Source organism: Caulobacter sp. BK020, from assembly GCF_004342605.1.
GTDB lineage: Bacteria > Pseudomonadota > Alphaproteobacteria > Caulobacterales > Caulobacteraceae > Caulobacter.
The window spans coordinates 1-19,998 of the sequence record NZ_SLZL01000006.1 but is presented as its reverse complement, the minus strand read 5'-3'; the positions used below and the strand labels follow the sequence as shown (position 1 = coordinate 19,998).

Here is a 19,998-nt window from a genome sequence, read left to right as displayed (position 1 = left end):
GTGAGATTTTCGGATCATGACCGAACGCACCTTCTCGATCATCAAGCCTGACGCCACCCGTCGCAACCTGACCGGCAAGATCAACGCCGTGATCGAGGAAGCCGGCCTGCGCATCGTGGCCCAGCGCCGCGTGAAGCTGACCGAGGCCCAGGCCAAGAAGTTCTACGAAGTCCACGCCGAGCGCCCGTTCTACGGCGAACTCGTCGCCCAGATGACCGCCGAGCCGGTCGTCGTCCAGGTGCTGGAAGGCGACAACGCCGTGGCCAAGTACCGCGAAGTGATGGGCGCCACCAACCCGGACAACGCCGACGAGGGCACGATCCGCAAGCTGTTCGCCCTGTCGATCGGCGAGAACTCGGTCCACGGTTCCGACAGCCTGGAGAACGCGGGCATCGAGATCGCCCAGTTCTTCAAGGACGAAGAGATCGTCGGCTAAGGCTTCCGCCTTACCGATCGCAAGGGGCCGGCGGAGCGATCCGCCGGCCTTTTTGTTTGCGAAGACCGCCCCGGATCGGTGACGATGATCTCCATGTCGAAGCGGGGCAGGAGCATATGAAGGACTACCGCCGCCGCGACGTTGCCCTGGCGGCCGGGCTGTCGGGCGTGGCCGGCTATGTCGACGCCATCGGCTTCCTCAAGCTGGGCGGGTTCTTCGTCTCGTTCATGAGCGGCAACTCCACGCGGCTGGGCGTGGGGATCGCCACCGGCCACTGGTCGATGGTTCGCACAGCCTTGACCCTGATCGGCCTGTTCGTCGCCGGCGTGGTGACGGGCGCACTGGTGGCTCGTCAGGTGGGCGAGGGCCGGCGTTCGGTGATCCTGGCGCTGGAGGCCACGTTGCTGACGGCGGCGGCCGCTCTGATCTCGGCCGGTTTCGACGCGGCGGGCGTGGCCGCCATGGTCCTGGCCATGGGCGCGGAGAACGCGGTGTTCCAGCGCAACGGCGACGTCGGGGTGGGGCTGACCTACATGACCGGTGCCCTGGTCAAGGCCGGCCAGCGGATCGCCACGGCCCTGACCGGCGGCGACCGCTGGGCGTGGGGTCCCTACGCCCTGCTGTGGGCCGGCCTGAGCCTTGGCGGGGCCCTGGGCGCGGCGGCCTATCTGTGGGTCGGCGTCATGGCGCTGTGGGCGGCGGCGGGACTGGTCGCGATCTTGGCCGCCGCCAAGGCCTGGCGGGAACAGGCGAGGGCCTGACCCGCCCGCATCACCCCGCCGGCGCCTTGGCCGCCTCGGCCGCGCGCAACAGGCGCAGGACGTTGCCGCTCCAGATCTTCTCCAGGTCGGCCTTGGTGTAGCCCTCGGCCAGCAGGGCCTGGGAGATCTTCCAATAGTCCGAAGCGTCCTCCAGGCCGGTGACGCCGCCGCCGCCGTCGAAGTCGATGCCGACGCCCACGTGATCGACCCCGGCCACCTTCAGGGCGTGGTTCAGGTGGTTCATGAAGTCGTCGAAGGTCGCCTTCCGGACCGGCCACTTGGCGTCGATGGCGTTGCGCTCGGCCATGAAGGCGGCGCGGTCCGTCTCGCTCATCTTCGACCGCGCGCCGACCTTGGCCATAAGGGCGGCCATGGCGGCCTCGCGATCCGGGTTCTTGGGCGTATCGATCAGGTAGCTGGAATAGGCGTCGACCTGGATCACCCCGCCGCTGTCGGCCAGGGCCTTGAGCCTCGTGTCGTCGATGTTGCGGGGATGGTCGAACACCGCCTTGCAGCCCGAATGGGTCAGGATCACCGGGGTCTTCGACAGGGCGATCAACTGGTCCAGCACATCGTCCGACGAGTGCGAGCCGTCCAGCACCACGCCCAGCCGGTTGGCCTCGGCCACGAACTGTTTTCCCAGCGGCGACAGGCCGCGCCACTCGGGCTTGTCGGTCGAGCTGTCGGCCATGTCGTTGTTCTTGAAGTGGGCTAGGCCCGAGATCCGCACCCCCATCGCGTAGAAGCTGGACAGCAGGGTGACGTCGCCGTCGATCGGATAGCTGTTCTCGATGCTCATGAACACGACGCGCTTGCCCTGGGCGGCGATCGCCGCGGCGTCATCGGCCTTCAGCGCCAGGGCGAACTTGTCGCCGTGCTTGGCGACCATCTCGCGGATCTCGACCCCGCGGATCAGGGCCGCGTCGCGGGCGGCGCGGGTCGCCTCTGGCGTGCGTGGACCTTGAGGCGTGTAGATGGCGAAGAAGCCGCCATCCAGCCCGCCCTCGACCATGCGCGGATAGTCGATCTGCGAGCCGTCCTTGGCCGCGTCGTGGCGGTCCAGGATGTCCCAGCCGGGGCGGCCGAAGTTGGCCGGGGTGTCCAGGTGGGTGTCGAGGGTCAGCAGGCCCTCGTGGATGGCGCGGGCCGAGGCGGCGGTTTCGGCGGCATGGGCCGAGGAGGCGAGGGCGAAGGCCGAGACGGCGGCCAGCAGGATGGATCGGGTCATGGATGCACTCGAACGCAGTCCGGCCCCTCCCTTTCGGAAGCGGCCGGAACGTGGACCTAGAAGTCGGCGGAGAGGGTGAACTGGATCGTCCGGTGCGAGCCGGGCCGGAAGCTGGCCGGGGTAGTCACCGTGGTGCTGATCGTGCCCAGATAGTCCTTGTCGAAGATGTTGTCGACATTAACCCGAGCCTTGATCTGTTCGAACGGCCCGGCTCCGAACCCGTCGCCCAGGTCGAGATAGGCGTTGACGATCGTATAGCCCTTGGCGGTCTCGCTGTTGAGGAAGTTGGTGTAGCGGTCGTCGATGTGGCGGGCCGAGACGTTGAACACCACCCCGTCGGTCGGCTCGACCGTCACCCCCCCCTGGAACAGCCATTCGGGGAAGTCGGGCACGACCTTGCCCTTGGTCGGCAGGGTGATGGGCGCGGCCGTGGCGCTGGACCGGTAGTTCAGGACGTCGTCCTGGAACTTGGACTTGTTGTAGGAGAGGTTGGCGTTGAAATAGATCTTGCCGCCCAGCAGGTCGGGTTTCCATTGGCCGCTGAACTCGGCGCCCGACGCCTTCACCGCCCCGACGTTCTGGTAGAAGCTCTCCAGGGTGGGGCTGCCGGGAACCACGGCGTTGAACTGCTGCAGGCGGTTCTTGAACTCCGTCTTGTAGACCACGAACGAGGCGTTGAAGGTCGAGCGATTGGCCCGGTAGCCCAGTTCCAGATTGGTCGATGTCTCGGGCTTGGGGCCCGGCGCGCTGGGGCTGGCGGCCGAGAATATGTCGTCGGCGCCACGGGGCAGGGCCATGTTCTCGGAATAGGACGCGAACACCTGATCGCGCGGATTAACGCTGTAGACCAGGCCGACCTGGGGCAGGAAGTCATCCTTCCAATTGGCGTCGATCGACGGCGTCCGGCCGGTCCGATAATCGGCGATCTGGCGCTTGCCATGGATGTTGTAATCGACGTCCAGCGTCTTGAAGCCCAGTTCGAGCTTTAGATTCTCGTCCAGCAGGCTGAGGGTGTCCTTCAGGAAAAACTGGGTCGTGTCGCGGGTCGAGACATAGTCACGCTGCAGGTGGACCGGCTCGTTCAGCAACGGCGCGCCGTCGGGGTCGCCATTGACGGTGTTGTAGCGCGCCTGGGTGCGGTGGTAGTCGTCCTTCTCAAGCCAAACGCCGGCCTCCAGCTTGTTGAAGGCGAACTTCCAGCTGGCCTTGGCCGTGATCCCCTTGCGCGTGCCGTCGATGCCCGAGCGGCCATATTGCAAGCCTTTGGGCGCGGTCAGTCCCGTCAGGCCGGCGGCCACCTCGGCGTCGTAATTGCCCTTGGAGGTCGCATAGTCTTCCGGCGAGACGCCATAGCCGCCCTTGTCCTCGTAGTAGGCGGTCGTGGTCAGGTCGATCGCCTCGGTGACCGGCGTGTTCAGGGTCAGGCCGTAGAGGTGGTCCTTCCGCTTGTTGACCGCGAACTTGTAGTAGTTGGCGTAGTTGGGGTTGGAGTAGACGATCCCCGCCACGGTCTGCGGCAGGCTGGCGGTCGGAACGATCACCGGCGTGCCGAGCGGCACGGACAGCGGCACCGCGCCCAGATAGGCGAAGCTGCGCCCCTTCCGCCCGAAGATGTCGCCCGCCGTGCCGGCGTACTGCGCCTTGGTGATCGAGGGGCTATCGTAGTCGTAATAGTCGTTGTGGACGGTCTGGAAACTGAGGTCGCCGCCGTTGGGCAGGTCGTAGCGCAGCTTGCCTTCATAATGCTTGCGGTCGATCGTGCCCGGGCCGCGCCACAGGTCGCCCTTGATCCACGAGCCGCTGACATAGCCCGACAGCGGGCCGACCTTGCCAGACTCCAGGCGCAGGAAGCCGCGCTTGAGCGCGTCGCTGCCAAGCGTGAAGCTGGCCGAGCCGCCGGCCGTCTCGGAAGGCTTCTGGGTGAAGTAGTCGACGATCGGGCCCAGCGAGGCGTAGCTGGGCAGGGCGACGTCGCCGGCCCCGGCCGAGGCCGTCACCCGCAGCAGGTTCTCGTTGTCGACATAGCGATAGATCGGACTGCCGCCGAACTGGTCGCTGCGGCCCATCGGGATGTTGTCGAGCAGGAAGCCGATCTGCTGGAAGTTGAAGGCCCGCACCGAGACCGAGTTGCCGAACTCGTACATGCCCAGGGCGTCGTTGGCCTGGACGTTGAAGCCGGGCAGGGACTCCAGCATCTTCAGGCCGGTGACGCCGGCCGGGGCCGACAGCAGGGCCTCGCGGGTGATCGACACCGTGGCGGTGGCATGGTCGGTGCCGATGGCGACGCTGGCCTCGGACACCCGGGCCCCGGTGACGACCAGTTCGTCCACCGTCGAGGCCTTGTCGGCCTCCTGGGCCAGGGCGGGCGTCGCGCCGCCTAGGACCGAGGCGGCCAGCAACAGGGCCCGGAAGTGGCGCGAGGCCGGCGAAAGGCGTGTGTTCGTCATGACGATCCCCAATCTTTTTGACTGGGGTTAAGCTCGGCGGTCTATCTATCGCAGTAAATTCAGAAAAGCTTCTCGTGTCCGCAATATAAAACTAAGTTCAAGTGTTGTGCGTTCATGTATAAATTATAAACACAGGATATAATCTATATTTACGAGACAAATAGGTATCTCACGAAAACCGTAATGGAAATCGTGCTGGGCGGAAAAAGCTTCGAGGAGGAGCGCGGTGGTAGATTTCAGGTCATCGGCAGCCAAGAGGTGTCGTGACGGGCCGTCATGACCCGCCTTCCGCACCCCCGCTGTCCTTGGCGCCTGAGAGATTCAGCGACACGTCGGCGGGTCGCCTTGCTCCTTCGGCGAGGGCGCACGCAGACGCACCCTGCTTTCCAGCGTTTCGAGGCTGTCGCGGTCCTTCTGCTTGAGCGTTTCCGGGGCGGTTTCGCCTTCAGCGCCGGGCTAGGCCCGATCTCTCCCGCGAGAGCCCTTGCAGAAAGATCCGCAACCAGGACTGCGTCAATTCAGGGTGGGATTGCGTGCACGCCAAGACGCCGGGCGCCGTTTTGAAACGCAACTCGCGCTGCTTTTCGTGGCGTCGAAGGTGAGGCCTGTTCGCCCTCGTGCAAGTCGAGCCCCAAGGAGACTGTTTGAGAACATTCTGAACGGCTGAGATCGGCGTGATTCCTCGCCGCTTCACGACGTCGCCTAGCCTGGAACTTCGATCCGGGCCGGCCTGACGGCAAAGGGGGCGGACCGTACACCGCGACCCTGGGAATAGGGACGCGTCCGCTCGCCAGCCTCATGAAACGCCTCCTAGTTTCAGGAGCGCCCGCGATCTGTCTGATATCGTGAACAGGGTTCGGTCGCCAGAAGGCGACCGCGCTTTGCGCCATATGATCCTGGCGTTCCCGAAACCAGATCCTTATCCGTGAAGAGTGATGGAGATGTGGGCTCGGCGAAACTCATTGACAGCTTCTGATTGTCATTGATATCGATAACAAACGGTTGATCGAAGCGCAGGTGGCGCCTGCGGTTTCGACCCGCGATCGGCCGAGCGACGTCCGAACTCACGTCAAAGCGAGTCGGCGAAAGTCCAAAGGGGAGGAAATAATGGGTGTTCAAAACCCTGTGCGCGGCCGTGTGCGCGCGACGGAAGTTTCTCACATCGTCCTGGCGCTTGTCGCCGCCGCAAGCGCATTTTCGGTGCACGGCGTGTACGCCCAGACCGCGACCGCGCCGAAGCCTGCGGCGGCGAAGCCTGCCCAGGATGACGCCGAAACCAGCACCGTCGACCAGGTGATCGTCACCGGCGTCATGGCCGGAACCGCGGCCAAGAAGGCCAATGTCTCGTTCTCGGTGCTGAACGAGGACGACATGTCCAAGTTCACGCCGATCAGCGCCGACGACATGCTGCGCGACATGCCCGGCGTCGTGGTCGAATCCAACGACGGCGTGGCGCGCAACGAGGTCTTCACGCGCGGGATGACCATCGGCACCGGCGCCAATACGTCCGGCTACTTCTGGACGACCATCCTGGAAGACGGGCTGCCTGTCGTGCCGTTCAAGTTCAGCGGCTTCCAGGACGGTTACTTCTACCGCGCCGACATCTCGACCAGCCGGGTGGAGTCGGTGCGCGGCGGGTCGTCGGCGACCGGCGTGACGACGTCCGTGGGCTCGACCTTCAACTACATAACCGGCGCGGTCCGGCCGGGCGGGGTCATTCAGACCCGCCTGGGCTTTGAGGGCGAGGACCTTCACCTGTCGTGGAAGCAGGTCGACGGGGCGTATGGCTGGGTCAACAAGGCCGGTGACGCTGGCATTGGTGTCAGCGGCTTCTATCGCCGCTCCAACGGCCAGGTGAACCCCGGGTGGGACCTGAACCACGGCGGCCAGTTCAAGGTGAACCTCTACAAGGAATACCAGGGCGCCGGCGGATCCGGCTCCTTCAACGTGATCCTCAAGCACCTGGACGATACCAACGCCGAGCTGACGACTTTCCAGCAGCCGACCTACGGCTATCAGGACGCGCAGGAGATTCCGGGCTTCGGCCGAGACGTGAACCTGTTCATGAACGGCGGCCGGCAGACCGTTCCCAACTACTTCAAGCCCGGCAGCCACACGCTCGATCCGTCGGCGGGCTATCGCTACAAGCAGGATGCGATTTCGCTCAATTGGCGCCACGACACGGATGGCGCCTGGGGCTTTACGGGGGCACTGCGCGTCCAGAAGTCCGACTACCGAGGCCAGTCCTACAAGCCCCAGGGCCTGGCCTCGCTGGCCTCGGCGGCGGCGACGCGCGAGCGCTTCGGCCTCAATATCAACAACCTCGATCGCACGCCGGGCTACTATGAGTTCTACAACGCGACCGGCGCCCTGGTCGCCAGGGTCGCCAACAACGTGGCCGGCTCGCAGCTGGGAACCAACTACCGTACCGGCGCGGCCTGTCCACGCGTCGCGGCGACCACGTGGCAGACCAACAGCCTCTGCATCGTGGCTAACAGCTTGCCCAATCGCGACATCGACATGCGCGGGGGCCTGGTCACGGCCACCATCCCCAGCGCGAATGGAAGCTTCAATTCCGGGGTCGTGCCGGTCGCGAGCGCCTCGCAGGACCTGGTGCTCCAGACCCGGGCCGAGGACAACGACCGCGGGTCCAAGGACTTCATGGGCAACTTCACCGCCAGTTACCACGGCGAGTCGGTTGGCCTGAACTTCGGCGTCTACGTGGCGCGGTCCCATCAGGCCAACGACAACTGGGCCAACGGCCTGGGCATCTCGGCCTGGGCCGACGGGCAGGTCCAGAACCTGAACGTCAAATATGTCACGGCGTCGGGAACGACTTATCAGCTGACCGACGCCGGCGGCTGGGGTTCATACGGCAGCGGTCTGTTCACCACGGTGTCGCAGCGGGCCAAGATCTTGGAGGTCTCGCCCTACGCCGGCTTCAACTGGTCGCCCGGCAAGCACTGGGACCTCAACGCCAGCATCAAGTACCAGCATTTCAACGCCAAGACCTATTCGGAGACCTGGGACACGCGCAACGCCGGCGCCGCTTCGCCGACCAACGGCGGGCTCGATGGCGATCCGCTGACCGTCTACGACAATCTCTACATGACCCAGACAGCGGCGAAGGTCATTCGCGCCGACCGGGCGTTGGGCGTCGTCGATTATAGCGTGTCGGCCGGCTACAATTTCAACGCCAAGCACAAGATCTACTATCGATATACCGACGCCAAGCAGCCGGCGGCGGGCGTGATCAACCGATATTCGACCGTGGCGACGCTGGTCCGTCCGCTGGGGCCGACGGCGTTCATCAAGGGCCACGAACTGGCCTATACATTCGGTGACCGGAAGTTCAACGGCCAGATCACCGCCTTCTACCAGAACTTCGCGGTGAACGACTATCCGACGGCCGTGGACACGGACAACGTCTCGACCTATCTGCTGCCGGAGAACTTCAACAGGTACTTCACCCGCGGGATTGAATCGTGGGCGAAGTGGCGGATTACCAGGGATCTCGAGTGGTCTCCGTCCGTGACCTATCTGAACGGCAAGACGACGGCGGCCTATAACTGGCTGAATACCGGTGCGAACGGCCTGGGCGCGGCTGACGATGTCCTTCGTGTCGATGCGGGGATCCTGGCCCGGTCTCCAAAATGGACGGTCAGCAACACCGTTTCCTACCGGTACAAGGATTTTCGCTTCAACGTCCGTCACCGTTTTATGGACGAACGCAAGCTCAACACCAACGCGCTGGACCACCGCTTCCTGCCCAAGCAGGACAATGTGGACGTCTCGGTGCAATACGAAGGCCTGGTCAAGACCAAGATCACCCTCGACGTACGCAACCTGTTCGATACGCAGTATGTCTCAGCCTATGATCCGATGATCAGCAGTAATCTTCCGACCAACGTTCAGGTCTACGACGTCGTCGCCCAGCTGCCGGAGGCGGGCTACCTGCTCAAGCGCAATGCCCCCCGGTCGGTCTGGCTGACCGTCCGGAAGGAGTTCTAGCGACGGGGCAGGGGATCGTTGTGGTGGGATCATGACCAGTGACTACGACCTAAAACTCGTCGCGCCATTCAGCCCCACCATCCTCAAGGCGACGATGCCCGAAGGGATGGTGGATCGGCTGAACGCGCGCATCGACGAACTGGCCCAGCGCCCGGACGAGGTGGCGGCGCGCGACTGGTCGGCGCACCTGGCGGGAGCGGTCAGCACCGAGATGCGGTTCACCGACGTGATCCGCGAAACGCCAGAGATCGCCGACTTCCTCTACGATGTCGCCCGCGCCTACGCCTACCGCTGCGAAAACGCCCTGATGCACTACGGCGACTACGAGCGGACCGAGGAACTGGCGGACAAGAAGCTGCAGATTCAGATCAAGGAAGGCTGGGTCAACGACATGGTCGCCGGCGACTACAATCCGGCGCACTTTCATCAGGGGTGCCTGTTCAGCAGCGTCGGCTATCTTCGCGTGCCCCCGGGTTACGAGGCCGAGTTCCGGGCCGACAAGGCGCGCCAGAACACCGCCGGATGCTTGCAATTCATCGACAGCCGCAGCGCGGTGGGCGTGCGCAACCTTTTCGTCGTCAAACCGGTGGTGGGCGAATTCTACCTGTGGCCGTCATGGATGCTGCACTGCGTCTATCCGTTCAGGAGTCCCGGCGTGCGCCGGAGCATCGCGGTCAATCTCGCGCTGGCCTAGCGTCGGCTTTTCCTGACGGCCTTGCTGATAGAATTGATATCGATATCATCGGCAAACCAAAGAAGCGATGACAACGACAGGGAGGGGAGACGTGGTGCGTGGCGTGATGTGGCGAGTTTCCGGCCTGGCCCTGGCGGCCTGTCTGATCGGCGGGGCGGCCCAGGCCCAGACCTTGCGGTCGGGCCATCCCTACCTGGCGTTCAGCGACCGACACGTCGCGCAATTTCGCGCCCGCGTGGCCGAGGATCCGGACGCCAGGGCGGCCTGGACCCATGCGCACGGACAGGCCGACGAGGCCTTGACCCACAAGCCGACCAATGACCGCGAGCTCAACGCAGCGCTGATGGACCTGGCCCTGGCCTATCGCATGACCGGCGAGCGCCGCTACGCCGACCGCGCCAAGGCTTTGCTGGACGTCTATGCGACCCGACCCAACTGGGTCACCGACAAGCCGCTGCTGGCCCGCACGCCGGTCTGGAACTCCGACCTGGGTATGGGCACCAGCGCCTATGCCTACGGCCTGACCTTCGATGCGATCTACGACGCCTTGACCCCGGCCGACCGCGACCGCCTGGCCGAGGCCCTGATCAAGGGCGCGATCAAGCCGATCCTGGCCGACTGGGTCGATGGGGCGGAGCGCATCCACAGCCTCGACACCATGGGCCACAACTGGTTCAGCCACATCGTGTTCGGCGCCGGCGTGGCGGCCATAGCGGTCAAGACCGAGGAACCCCAGGCCGACGCCTGGATCCGGCGGATCGACGAGGCCGCCGAGCAATGGGCCGCCTATGACGGCAGCGCGATCGAGACCAAGCCCCAGCATTTCGCCGCCAACGGGGCCTTCGTCGAAAGCATCAACTACGCCGACTTCGCTGTCGAAGGCTATCTGAGGTTCAAGCGGGCCTGGCTTGACGCCTTCACCGAAAAACCCGCGCCGACCCCGCGCCTGGCCGGAGTCGCCGACCTGTTCATCCAGAACCTCTATCCGACCGGGACCGGAGCGCTCTCAACCAACTTCGGCGACGGCAATCCTACGGCCAGCGGAGCGCACGCCCTGGTCAACCTATGGGCCAGCGGCGACCAGCGGCCCAGCTATCTCTGGTACCTTGACCAGGTCCGCTCCAATCCCGGCCAGGATGTCTGGAGCGAGCCGGAGAACATGGTGCAGTGGCCTCCCGCTAAGGCTCGCACCGAGGCGGCGCGAGGGCCGGGCCTGCCGACCCGCTGGATCGACCGCGATCTGGGCTCGGCGACGATGCGCTCGTCCTGGGCGCCGGACGCGACCTATCTGGCGGTGCGCTCCGGCTTCACCTGGAACCATAACCACGCCGACGCCGGCAGCTTCATCCTGTGGCACAAGGGCAAGCAGCTTCTGATCGACTCCGGCAACAGCAGCTATTCGCGGCCCGAATACGACGGCTACTACCGCCAGAGCGTGGCCCACAATGTTGTCACCCTGGACGGCAAGGCCGAGCCGGCCAGCAACACGTATGACGGCTCGCATTTCCCGGGACGGGTCGACCATCTGGTCGATGCGGGCGATCTCCGCTTCGTCTGGGCCGACGCCACGGGGCCAAACGCCAGCGTGTTCGAGCGGAAGTATCGCAACTTCCTGTGGCTGGGCGACGTGATCCTGGTGATCGACGACCTGAAGGGGTGGCAGCCGGGCCAGTTCGAGTGGCTGCTGCATTACGAGGGCGAGGCCAAGCGGCAGGGCCAGGTGATCACCGTCAGGAACGGCGACGCCGAGGTGGCGGTCCAGCCGCTGTTTCCGCAGCCCCTGCCCGACGGCGGCCTGCCCACCGACTATCCGGAATTGCTGCGCATGGCCCAAGGCGCCGGCCTGAAGGACCACGCGCCCGACGAAGCCCGGCCCTATCTGCGGCTGCAGGCGCCGGGGACATCCGACCGCATGAAGTTCATCGTCGCCCTGACCCCCAATGGTTCGGCCGGCCCTCCCCGGATCGAGCGTTTCGAGACCAAGGACTACCTGCTCGTGCGGCTTCACCAGAAAGGGCAGGTGACCGACGTCTATTTCAACCTGCTGGCCGACGGCCGGATCCGCCACCGCAACGCCAACGCCGTTCTCGGCGGCTGGGAGACCGACGCCTACATCCTGGCGCTGACCTATCCCGAGGGCGGCGCGCCGCAAAAGCCCGAGCGCTGGTTCGTGGCGGATGGCAGCTATCTGCGTCGCGACGGTCGGGTGGAGCTCGACTCGCTGTCCAAGGCGTTCGTCGTCAAGGCGGCCGGCAAGCGGGGCGTCGAGGCCAGCATCGAGGGCCAGCCGGTCCTGGCCGTCCGCCTGGGCTGCGACGGCGCGCGGTCGATCGCCGTGGATGGCGCGACCGCGGCCTGCGAGCGTGATGTCGCGTTGGTCCGCCGAACCAACGCCGCACGGTGACCATCGCGGGTCGGGCGGCAGCAGGGCCCGTCCAGGCCTAGTCGAGCAGCGGCGCCAATTGAAAATCGGTGGTGACTCCGCTATGCACCCCTGTCGGAAAAGGCAGACTTGGTCTGGTAAGCCCAAGTCCTTTCGGTAACGAAAGCTCTGGTCTTTGGCTTCGCGCCCGGGACCCCCGCGACGAACCCTGGACGCTCTGGCGAGCGCCCGTTGTTCGTCCGCGCGGTCTCCAGCCCGAGGAACGCTCCGGTCGAACACTATCGACCAAGGAGCCCCTATGCCTTTCCATCACTCCTCTACTTATGACGTCGTCATCGTTGGCGCCGGTCCGGTGGGACTCTTCCTCGCCTGCGAGCTCAGGCTTGGCGGCGTCACGGTGGTCGTCCTTGAAGAGGCTTCGGATCCCCGCTCTCCACTGAAGCGGCTACCGTTCGGCATGCGTGGCCTCTCGGCGCCGACCCTCCAGGCCCTCGATCGCCGCGCTCTGTTGGACGCGACCGAAGCCGCGCGGCGCTTCAGCTCTTCCCCGGGCGTCGCCCAGGCCGCCCCTCACTGGATGCAGCAGCCGCGTCGGCCCGCCGGCCACTTCGCCGGCATCCAATTTTTCCACGAGGACGTCGACACCGCGCATTGGCCTTACCGTCTACCAAGCCCGGCGGGGGACAACCTCGCTGTGGACATGCAGGCTCTCGAAGCCGTTCTCGCCGATCGCGCGGCCGTGCTGGGCGCCGAGATCAGGCGCGGTTCACGAGTTGAGGGTTTCGAAGAGTCGGGCGATGGGGTCAGCGTCCAAGCCGGCGGCAAGAGCCTCCACGCCCAGTGGCTGGTCGGATGCGACGGCGGTCGCAGCCTGGTGCGCAAGACGGGAGGCTTCGACTTCGTCGGCACCAGCCCCGAATTCACCGGTTATTCGATCGAGGCCGAGATGACCGATCCGGGCGCGCTGGCCCTCGGGCGAACCTATACCGCGACCGGCATGTATACCTACGCAAGGCCTGGAGCGATCGCCATGGTCGATTTTGACGGTGGCGCCGCGCACCGGACCCAGCCGCTGACGCTTGAACATGTACAGGCGGTGCTGCGCCGGGTCTCGGGCGTCGATGTCAGGCTGACCGCTCTCCGGCTCGCCACGACCTGGACTGACCGCGCTCTTCAGGCGACCGAATATCAGCGGGGGAGGGTGCTGCTTGCCGGTGACGCGGCGCATATCCATTCGCCGCTGGGCGGCCAGGGGTTGAACCTTGGTCTTGGCGACGCGATGAACCTGGGCTGGAAGCTGGCCGCCACGATCCGAGGCGATGCGCCTGGAGGACTGCTCGACAGCTATTGCGCCGAACGTCAACCCGAGGGCGCCCGTGTTCTCGACTGGTCGCGCGCCCAGGTCGCGCTGATGCGGCCGACCCCGAGCACGCGTGCGCTTGAAACCATCATCCGCGACCTCGTCGCCACGCGGGACGGCGCCAGCTATTTCGCCGGGAAGGTCTGGAACGTATCGCTCCGCTACGATCTCGGCGGAGGCCATCCACTGATCGGCCGCAGTGTTCCTGACTTCGCGTTCTCGACTGGCGAAAGGGTCTGCGCGATGGGAAAGCCCTGCTGCTCGATTTCGCTCCAGGCGCACCGCTTCAATCGGTGGCTCATCGCTGGCGAGGACGGATCTCCTACACCGGCGACCAGCCGCGGGATCAGTTGGGACTAAGCGCCGTATTCGTCCGTCCAGACGGTGTCGTGGCCTGGGTCAGCGAGAACGCCGGCGATGACGCCAGCCTGGCCCGCGCCGTCTTGTGCTGGATAGGTGAGCCGTGAGGCTGATGAGCTGTTCTTCACTATCGTCCAGATAGCCGAACATCCGCCGGATGTGATCACACGCCCCGATCGCGGCTACCGAATTTCTGGCTTGTGCGCGAACCGTGGCTCGAAGGATGTCGATACCCGGCTCGCCGCCCGACAGTTGAGATTGCCGTAAATATCTCACTTGCAATTGTGTTTCAGCTCCGCGAGGTTGCGCCCTTGAGTTGCGGGGGCGGCGTGTGAGTGAGTACCCAGTCGAGGCCGACGAAGGCCTCGCATGCCTGGTTTTGCTGCTGGGCTTCCACCAGATTGGCGCCGATCCGCAGCAGTTGCGCCACGCGCTGGGCAAGGCTGGCAAGGCGGAGACCGGCGATCTGGTCAGGCTGGCCCGGCGGCTGGGGGCCAAGGCCAAGCTCTCGACCCTGCCGATGTCCCGCCTTGAAGACGCGCCGCTGCCGACGATCGCCAAGGGACGTGGCGGCGACTTCTTTATCCTGGCGCAGGTCAAGGACGGCCAGGCCCTGGTGCAATGGCCCGGCCAGCCGCCCAAGACCCTGTCCCTGACCGACCTTTCGGCGATCTGGGCGGGCGAGGCGGTGCTGGTCGCCACCCGCTCGGAAATCCCGGGCGGTTCGAAGTTCGACGTGACCTGGTTCATCCCGGCCCTGGTCAAGTATCGCGGCCTGCTGGGCGAGGTGCTGGCCGCCTCTCTCACCCTGCAGCTGTTCGCCCTGGCCACGCCGCTGATCTTCCAGGTGGTGATCGACAAGGTGCTGGTGCACCGCGGCCTGACCACCCTGGACGTGCTGGCCATCGGCCTGGGGGCGGTGATCCTGATGGAGACCCTGCTGGGCGGCCTTCGGGCGGCGCTGTTCACCCACACCACCAGCCGGGTCGATGTCGAGCTGGGCGCGCGGCTCTATCGCCACCTGCTGGCCCTGCCCATGGCCTATTTCGAGTCCCGGCGGGTGGGCGACACCATCGCCCGGGTCCGCGAGCTGGACACCATCCGCGAGTTCCTGACCTCGTCGTCGGTGACTCTGGTGATCGACCTGCTGTTCACGATCATCTTCCTGGTGGTGATGTGGTTCTATTCGCCGTGGCTGATGCTGATCGTGCTGGTCGCCATCGCCCTCTACGCCCTGGTCGCGGGCCTGCTGACCGGCCCGCTGCGCCGGCGCATCGAGGAGCGGTTCCAGCGCGGCGCCGAGAGCCAGGCCTTCCTGGTCGAGAGCGTGGCGGGCATGCAGACGCTGAAGGCCTCGGCCGTCGAGCCGCAGATGCAGAACCGCTGGGAGCGGCTCCTGGCCGCCTATGTCGGGGCGGGATTTCGGGCGGCGCGGCTCAATATCTGGGGCGGCCAGGCCATCCAGTTGATCAACAAGGCCTCGACCGTGCTGATCCTCTATATCGGCGCGCGCCTGGCCCTGAACGGCCAGATGACGGTGGGCGAGCTGGTGGCGTTCAACATGCTGGCCGGCCGGGTGGCCGAGCCGGTGCTGCGGCTGGCGGGCCTGTGGCAACAGTTCCAGGAGGCCCGGGTCGGGGTGGCGCGGCTGGGCGACGTGCTTAACACCCCGACCGAGGCCCAGTTCTCGCCCTCGCGCGCCGCCTTGCCGCGCATTGAGGGCCGCATCGCCTTCGACGACGTGACCTTCCGCTACAAGCCCGGCGGCCGCGAGGCCCTGCGCCGGGTCAGCCTGTCGGTGGAACCGGGCGAGGTGCTGGGCATCGTCGGGCCGTCCGGCTCGGGCAAGTCGACCCTGACCAAGCTGGTCCAGCGGCTCTACGTGCCCGAGAGCGGCCGGGTGCTGGTCGACGGCGTCGACCTGGCCCAGGTCGATCCAGCCTGGCTGCGCCGCCAGGTCGGGGTGGTGCTGCAGGAGAACCTGCTGTTCAACCGCTCGGTGCGCGACAACATCGCCTTGGCCGACCCCGCCCTGCCGATGGAGGCGGTGATGGCGGCGGCCAGCATGGCCGGGGCCCACGACTTCATCCTTGAGCTGCCCGAGGGCTACGACACCGTGCTGGAGGAGCGCGGCGCCAACCTGTCGGGCGGCCAGCGCCAGCGCATCGCCATCGCCCGGGCCCTGATCACCAACCCGCGGCTGCTGATCCTCGACGAGGCCACCAGCGCTCTCGACGCCGAGAGCGAGGCGATCCTGCAGCAGAACATGCGCCAGATCGTCCGGGGGCGGACGGTGATGATCATCGCCCATCGGCTGTCGGCCATCCGCCTGGCCAGCCGGATCGTCACCATGGAGAACGGGGCGATCGTCGAGACCGGCGACCATGAGGCGCTGATGGCGGCTGGCGGCCGTTACGCCCAGCTGTGGCGGGCCCAGATGCACGGCTATGAGGCCGCCCAATGAGCCTGCTGGCCCACCTGCGCGTGCTGGTCCACGCCTGGAAGGAAGAAACCCGGCGCCGCAAGTCCGGTGCGCGCAAGCGGATCGAGACCCAGTTCCTGCCCGCCGCCCTGGAGATCGCCGAGACGCCGCCGTCGCCGATCGGCCGGGCCATCGCCTGGACGATCATCGCCGGCGCCGTGGGGACCCTGCTCTGGTCGTGCTGGGCCAAGGTCGACACCGTGGCCGTGGCCGAGGGCCGGCTGGTGCCGACCGGCCGCCTGCGCAGCGTCGAGCCGTCCGATCCCGGCACGGTGCGGGCCATCGCCGTGCGCGAGGGCGAGCACGTGCGCCCCGGCCAGCTGCTGATCGCCCTTGACCCGACGGTGGCCGACGCCGACGCCGAGAGCGCCACGACCGAACTGTCCACCGCCGGCCTGACCCTGGCCCGGGCCAACGCCCTGCTGGCCTACAGCCGCGGGACCGGCGGCGCGGTAATCGCCCCGCCAGGGGCCGAGCCCAGCGCCGCCGAGGCCGAGCGCCAGGTGGTGGCCGCCCGCATCCAGGCCTACGAGGCCAAGCGCGCCTCGCTGGGCGAGCGCCGGGCCGGGGCCGAGGCCTCGGCCCGCGCGGCCCAGGCCGAGATCGTCAAGCTGGAGCGCACCCTGCCGATCCTGCAGCGCCAGCTGGACGACCAGAAGATGCTGGAGGCCAAGGGCTACGGCGCGCGCCAGAAGCTCTTGCAGCAGGAACAGGCCATGGTCACCGCCGAGCAGGACCTGGTCGCCCAGCGCGGCCGGCTGGACGAGGCCCGCGCCCAGGTCGCCTCCCTGGCCCGCGACGGGGCCGAGCTGACCCAGTCGTTCGTCGGCCAGGCCGCCCAGGAGCGGGCCGAGGCCGAAGGCCTGGCCGCCACCCGCGCCGACGCCCTGAAGAAGGCCCAGCAGAAGCGCGGCCTGCAGACCCTCAGCGCCCCGGTCGGCGGGATCGTCCAGGCGGTGTCGGTGACCACCCTGGGCGAGGTGGCCGAGGCGGGCAAGCCGATCGTCACCATCGTTCCCGACGGCGAGGCCCTGGTGGTCGAGGCCCTGGTCCTGGGCCGCGACATCGGCTTCGTCCATGTCGGCGATCGCGCGGTCGTCAAGCTGGAGGCCTATCCGTTCACCCGCTACGGCACGCTGAGCGGGGAGGTGGTGCAGGTCTCGCCGGATGCGATCGTCGATGAAAAAAGAGGCTTGGTGTTCCCCGTGCGGGTGAAGCTGTCGCAGGCGCGACTTAACGTTGACGGCAAACAAGCTTTGCTGTCGGCTGGGATGAGCGCTTCGGTCGAGATCGTGACGGGCAAACGGCGGGTGATTGATTTTCTGTGGTCGCCGGTGGCGAAGACGGTTTCCGAGGCGGGGAGAGAGCGGTGAAACTTCCAAGTGGCGTTGTCTGGGCTGGGATGCTCGCGGGACTGTGCACGTCCTGTTCGGCACCCGTCGCGCCATCAGTCGCCGTTCAAGCGACCGCGCCGCCGGCGAACTGCGCATCCGATGAATTGGCGCGACGCCTCGCTCCCACGCCCGGACGACATATCCAAAATGCGGTTCCGCCGGCTTTCGTGCACGCGAAGCGACGCGACGGGACGGTCGGTGGGGATCTGCGCGTTCCGCCGTTCCCGCTGATTGATGGTGTCTGCCCCTATCGCCTGCCCGCTGAAGCCAAGGCCTGTCCCGCAGGCGAGGTCGCTCGGGCGGTGACGACGGCCAACGCCAGGAATGGCATCTTCATGGGCTACGACGTCGATGTCGACTGCGTCCTGGACGCCGAAGCTGCCCAGGACGACGTCGGCGACTATGTCCGTGCCGTGCGGGACTTCTCCGTCGATGAGAATCGTTGCGACTCCTACGACGCGTACCAATCCAGGTTGGGTCGCATAGAGCAAGCCGGTCGGCGAAGGATCGTCGAGATCGCCTTCATCCGCGGATACATGGCCGAGATCTGCGAAGGCGATCGGGCCGCCATTCCCTACTATGTGAAAAGCCTGCGCGCCGGCTATGGGCCGGCCCAACTGAGACTTTCGGCTATCACTGAAGCCCCCGCTCGGAAGCGATAGCCATGCCCACATTCACCTTCTCACACGCGACCTTCATTAACGCGGGCGGTGGAACCTACATCTACACGCCGCCCTCGGGGTTGGGTCTGCCCAAGCTCTATGTCGTGGCCGAGACACAGGCCTTGGCCACGGCCTACGTGGACGAATTGAACACGGACTACGGCTCTGTGCAGCCGATCCAGGAAATCTTCGCCATGCATGGGGCGAAGACGGCCGGCGTGCAGGTCGTCCTGGGTCACGCCGGCTCGGTTGCCGGCCAGTTTGGATTTTCAAGCGGGAATATGACGGGGAATACCGGCGTCGCGCGCTGGTATCACACCCAGAAGGACGCCGATGGCGATCCGATCTACGCAACCAACATGGCGTTGCCCTATGGCGTCAGCCTAGTCATCAACCTCGACAATTCCCACAACGGCACGCCCGGAACAGGCGCGAGCAGCTACAACTTCCAGCAGATCGTCCAGGTCTCCGTGCATGAACTCTGGCATCCCTTCGCTGGCGACCACCTGTGGAACAAGGCCGCCAAGGTCGAGGATCGGTTCGCTACGGACGTCAATCAGATCCTGAACGACGATTCCTATAAGAAGGATTTCATTGTCTTCGCCCAGCAAGGGCGGAAAACGGTCATGGACGCGCCGACCGTAATCCCCGAGGCGGGCAATACGATTTGGAACGGTTTGATCGTCCTGGAAGGAACGCCTGAGGCTCAGGGGCTTTCGGCGGGTCACGTTGTCGATGATGGCGGCGTCATGGTCGTGACGCAGACAGAATTCTCCCGAGCGCTCGCCGGCCAGGTGCTGGCGCAGCAACAACTGGGCCGAGTCCAGGCCATTCAGGCGCTCAAGTCTGGTGACGCAGCCAAGGCCACCGCCCTGGCGTCTCCAAATCGAGCCTATTACATCATCGAGGGGCGTCCAGGCGGCCAGACGGTGAAGGTTACGCTCAGCGCCAAGGGCGCGGGCCAGCTCGGTTCGCTGATCGGTTCGAAAATCGGCGACTACCTGTCAGGCGGGGATAGCGTCACAGGGATCGTCTATTCATCGGTGCTGGGCGCGATCGGCAACCAGATCGGCGTCGCGCTGGCTTCCGGTACCAAGATTGAATCGGTGATGACCAGCGCCAACGCTACGGCGTTCGGCCAAGACGTGTGGAACCGCCTGCAATCGGCGGCGATCGGCTCGGTGAGTTCGCTATTGACGATGGAGTTGGGCCAAGCGCTCGGCGTCAAGGGTTTCGGGGCGGAACTGTTCAACACCATTGGTTCGACTCTGACCAACCAGGCCGTGACCAACATCGTCCAGGAGGGCGCGGCCCACATCTTCGACGGCTTCCATACCGATCAGCTCTTCAAGGGGGGCGGAGGCGCGACCTTGGTCGCCAACGCGGTCGGCGCGTTCCTCGGCTCCAAGCTGGGCTCTATGGTCGTGCAGCCGCAAACCACGGCCGGCGTGGTCTTGTCCTCGATCGGCTCTGCGGCCGGCGCGTGGGCGATGACGACCGCCACCCTGTCGGTGACGTCCAGCGCCGGGGTATCGACTGCCGGGGCCTTCATCACGGCCCAGCTTGGCCTGGGAAATTCCTGGTTGGCCCTCAACCTCATTGCTCCCGGCATCGGCGCTTTCGTCGGCTTCGTGCTCGGGGCCCTGATCGGCAATCTGTTCGGCAAGAAGAAGCCCAAGATCCCGTCGGCCAGCGCCGAGACGGTGCTGCAGATCCCCTATGCCCGCTACGAGCTGGGCGCGGTGACGGTGACCAACAACGGCAACCGCGACCTGGTCAC

At 66.0% G+C, this 19,998-nt stretch carries 12 protein-coding genes, 1 pseudogene and 1 riboswitch; of the genes and pseudogenes, 11 read left to right on the top strand and 2 right to left on the bottom strand.

All coding sequences use genetic code 11. From position 1 onward, the window contains the following. Positions 1-16 precede the first annotated feature (16 nt). Entirely contained in the window at positions 17-436 is a 420-nt protein-coding gene (gene ndk, locus EV278_RS08900; RefSeq protein ID WP_035076992.1) for a nucleoside-diphosphate kinase, read from the top strand. Positions 437-552: 116 nt separating this feature from the next. Then, complete coding sequence (locus tag EV278_RS08895) at positions 553-1,197, top strand: YoaK family protein (protein WP_132089600.1); 645 nt, start codon at positions 553-555, stop codon at positions 1,195-1,197. Between the two features lie 10 nt (positions 1,198-1,207). Here the strand turns inward: EV278_RS08895 and EV278_RS08890 are convergent, their stop codons facing one another. After that, positions 1,208-2,425 carry a dipeptidase gene (locus EV278_RS08890; protein WP_132089597.1) on the bottom strand — a complete coding sequence of 406 codons (1,218 nt, stop codon included), beginning with the start codon at positions 2,423-2,425 and terminating at the stop codon, positions 1,208-1,210. Between the two features lie 56 nt (positions 2,426-2,481). Beyond that, positions 2,482-4,884, bottom strand: coding sequence for a TonB-dependent receptor (locus tag EV278_RS08885; RefSeq protein WP_132089594.1), 2,403 nt, complete (start codon positions 4,882-4,884; stop codon positions 2,482-2,484). Positions 4,885-5,268: 384 nt separating this feature from the next. Then, positions 5,269-5,357, bottom strand: a riboswitch (glycine riboswitch). 724 nt (positions 5,358-6,081) lie between these two features. Here EV278_RS08885 and EV278_RS08880 point away from each other — a divergent pair. From EV278_RS08880 to EV278_RS08845, 9 genes and pseudogenes are all read left to right on the top strand, one after another. After that, entirely contained in the window at positions 6,082-8,883 is a 2,802-nt protein-coding gene (locus tag EV278_RS08880) for a TonB-dependent receptor plug domain-containing protein (protein WP_165916574.1), read from the top strand. Positions 8,884-8,914: 31 nt separating this feature from the next. Next, complete coding sequence (locus tag EV278_RS08875; protein WP_132089589.1) at positions 8,915-9,577, top strand: putative 2OG-Fe(II) oxygenase; 663 nt, start codon at positions 8,915-8,917, stop codon at positions 9,575-9,577. A 91-nt stretch (positions 9,578-9,668) separates the two neighbouring features. Beyond that, on the top strand, positions 9,669-11,981 hold the full coding sequence (locus EV278_RS08870; protein WP_165916573.1) for a heparinase II/III family protein: 2,313 nt from the start codon (positions 9,669-9,671) through the stop codon (positions 11,979-11,981). Positions 11,982-12,258: 277 nt separating this feature from the next. Next, on the top strand, positions 12,259-13,680 hold the full coding sequence (locus EV278_RS08865) for an FAD-dependent monooxygenase (protein WP_207905463.1): 1,422 nt from the start codon (positions 12,259-12,261) through the stop codon (positions 13,678-13,680). Then, complete coding sequence (locus tag EV278_RS24675; protein WP_347812823.1) at positions 13,614-13,787, top strand: hypothetical protein; 174 nt, start codon at positions 13,614-13,616, stop codon at positions 13,785-13,787. Before EV278_RS08865 ends, EV278_RS24675 begins: the two co-directional genes overlap by 67 nt. Before the next feature lie 224 nt (positions 13,788-14,011). Continuing rightward, positions 14,012-16,144, top strand: a complete 2,133-nt coding sequence (locus EV278_RS08860; protein ID WP_132089584.1) for a type I secretion system permease/ATPase — start codon at positions 14,012-14,014, stop codon at positions 16,142-16,144. After that, entirely contained in the window at positions 16,141-17,535 is a 1,395-nt protein-coding gene (locus tag EV278_RS08855; RefSeq protein ID WP_132089581.1) for an HlyD family type I secretion periplasmic adaptor subunit, read from the top strand. The genes EV278_RS08860 and EV278_RS08855 overlap by 4 nt, the downstream gene beginning before the upstream one ends. Continuing rightward, the gene (locus EV278_RS08850; protein WP_132089577.1) at positions 17,532-18,218 is read left to right on the top strand and encodes a hypothetical protein; all 687 of its coding nucleotides are present in this window, start codon (positions 17,532-17,534) and stop codon (positions 18,216-18,218) included. Before EV278_RS08855 ends, EV278_RS08850 begins: the two co-directional genes overlap by 4 nt. 2 nt (positions 18,219-18,220) lie before the next feature. Then, positions 18,221-19,998, top strand: a pseudogene (locus EV278_RS08845) (hypothetical protein); the annotation flags it as partial.

What these genes read in the sequence shown, in the direction of transcription:
- ndk (WP_035076992.1), top strand. Translation starts at nt 17, where the DNA reads ATGACCGAACGCACCTTCTCGATCATCAAGCCTGACGCCACCCGTCGC.
- EV278_RS08895 (WP_132089600.1), top strand. Translation starts at nt 553, where the DNA reads ATGAAGGACTACCGCCGCCGCGACGTTGCCCTGGCGGCCGGGCTGTCG.
- EV278_RS08890 (WP_132089597.1), bottom strand. Translation starts at nt 2,425, where the DNA reads ATGACCCGATCCATCCTGCTGGCCGCCGTCTCGGCCTTCGCCCTCGCC.
- EV278_RS08875 (WP_132089589.1), top strand. Translation starts at nt 8,915, where the DNA reads ATGACCAGTGACTACGACCTAAAACTCGTCGCGCCATTCAGCCCCACC.
- EV278_RS08865 (WP_207905463.1), top strand. Translation starts at nt 12,259, where the DNA reads ATGCCTTTCCATCACTCCTCTACTTATGACGTCGTCATCGTTGGCGCC.
- EV278_RS08855 (WP_132089581.1), top strand. Translation starts at nt 16,141, where the DNA reads ATGAGCCTGCTGGCCCACCTGCGCGTGCTGGTCCACGCCTGGAAGGAA.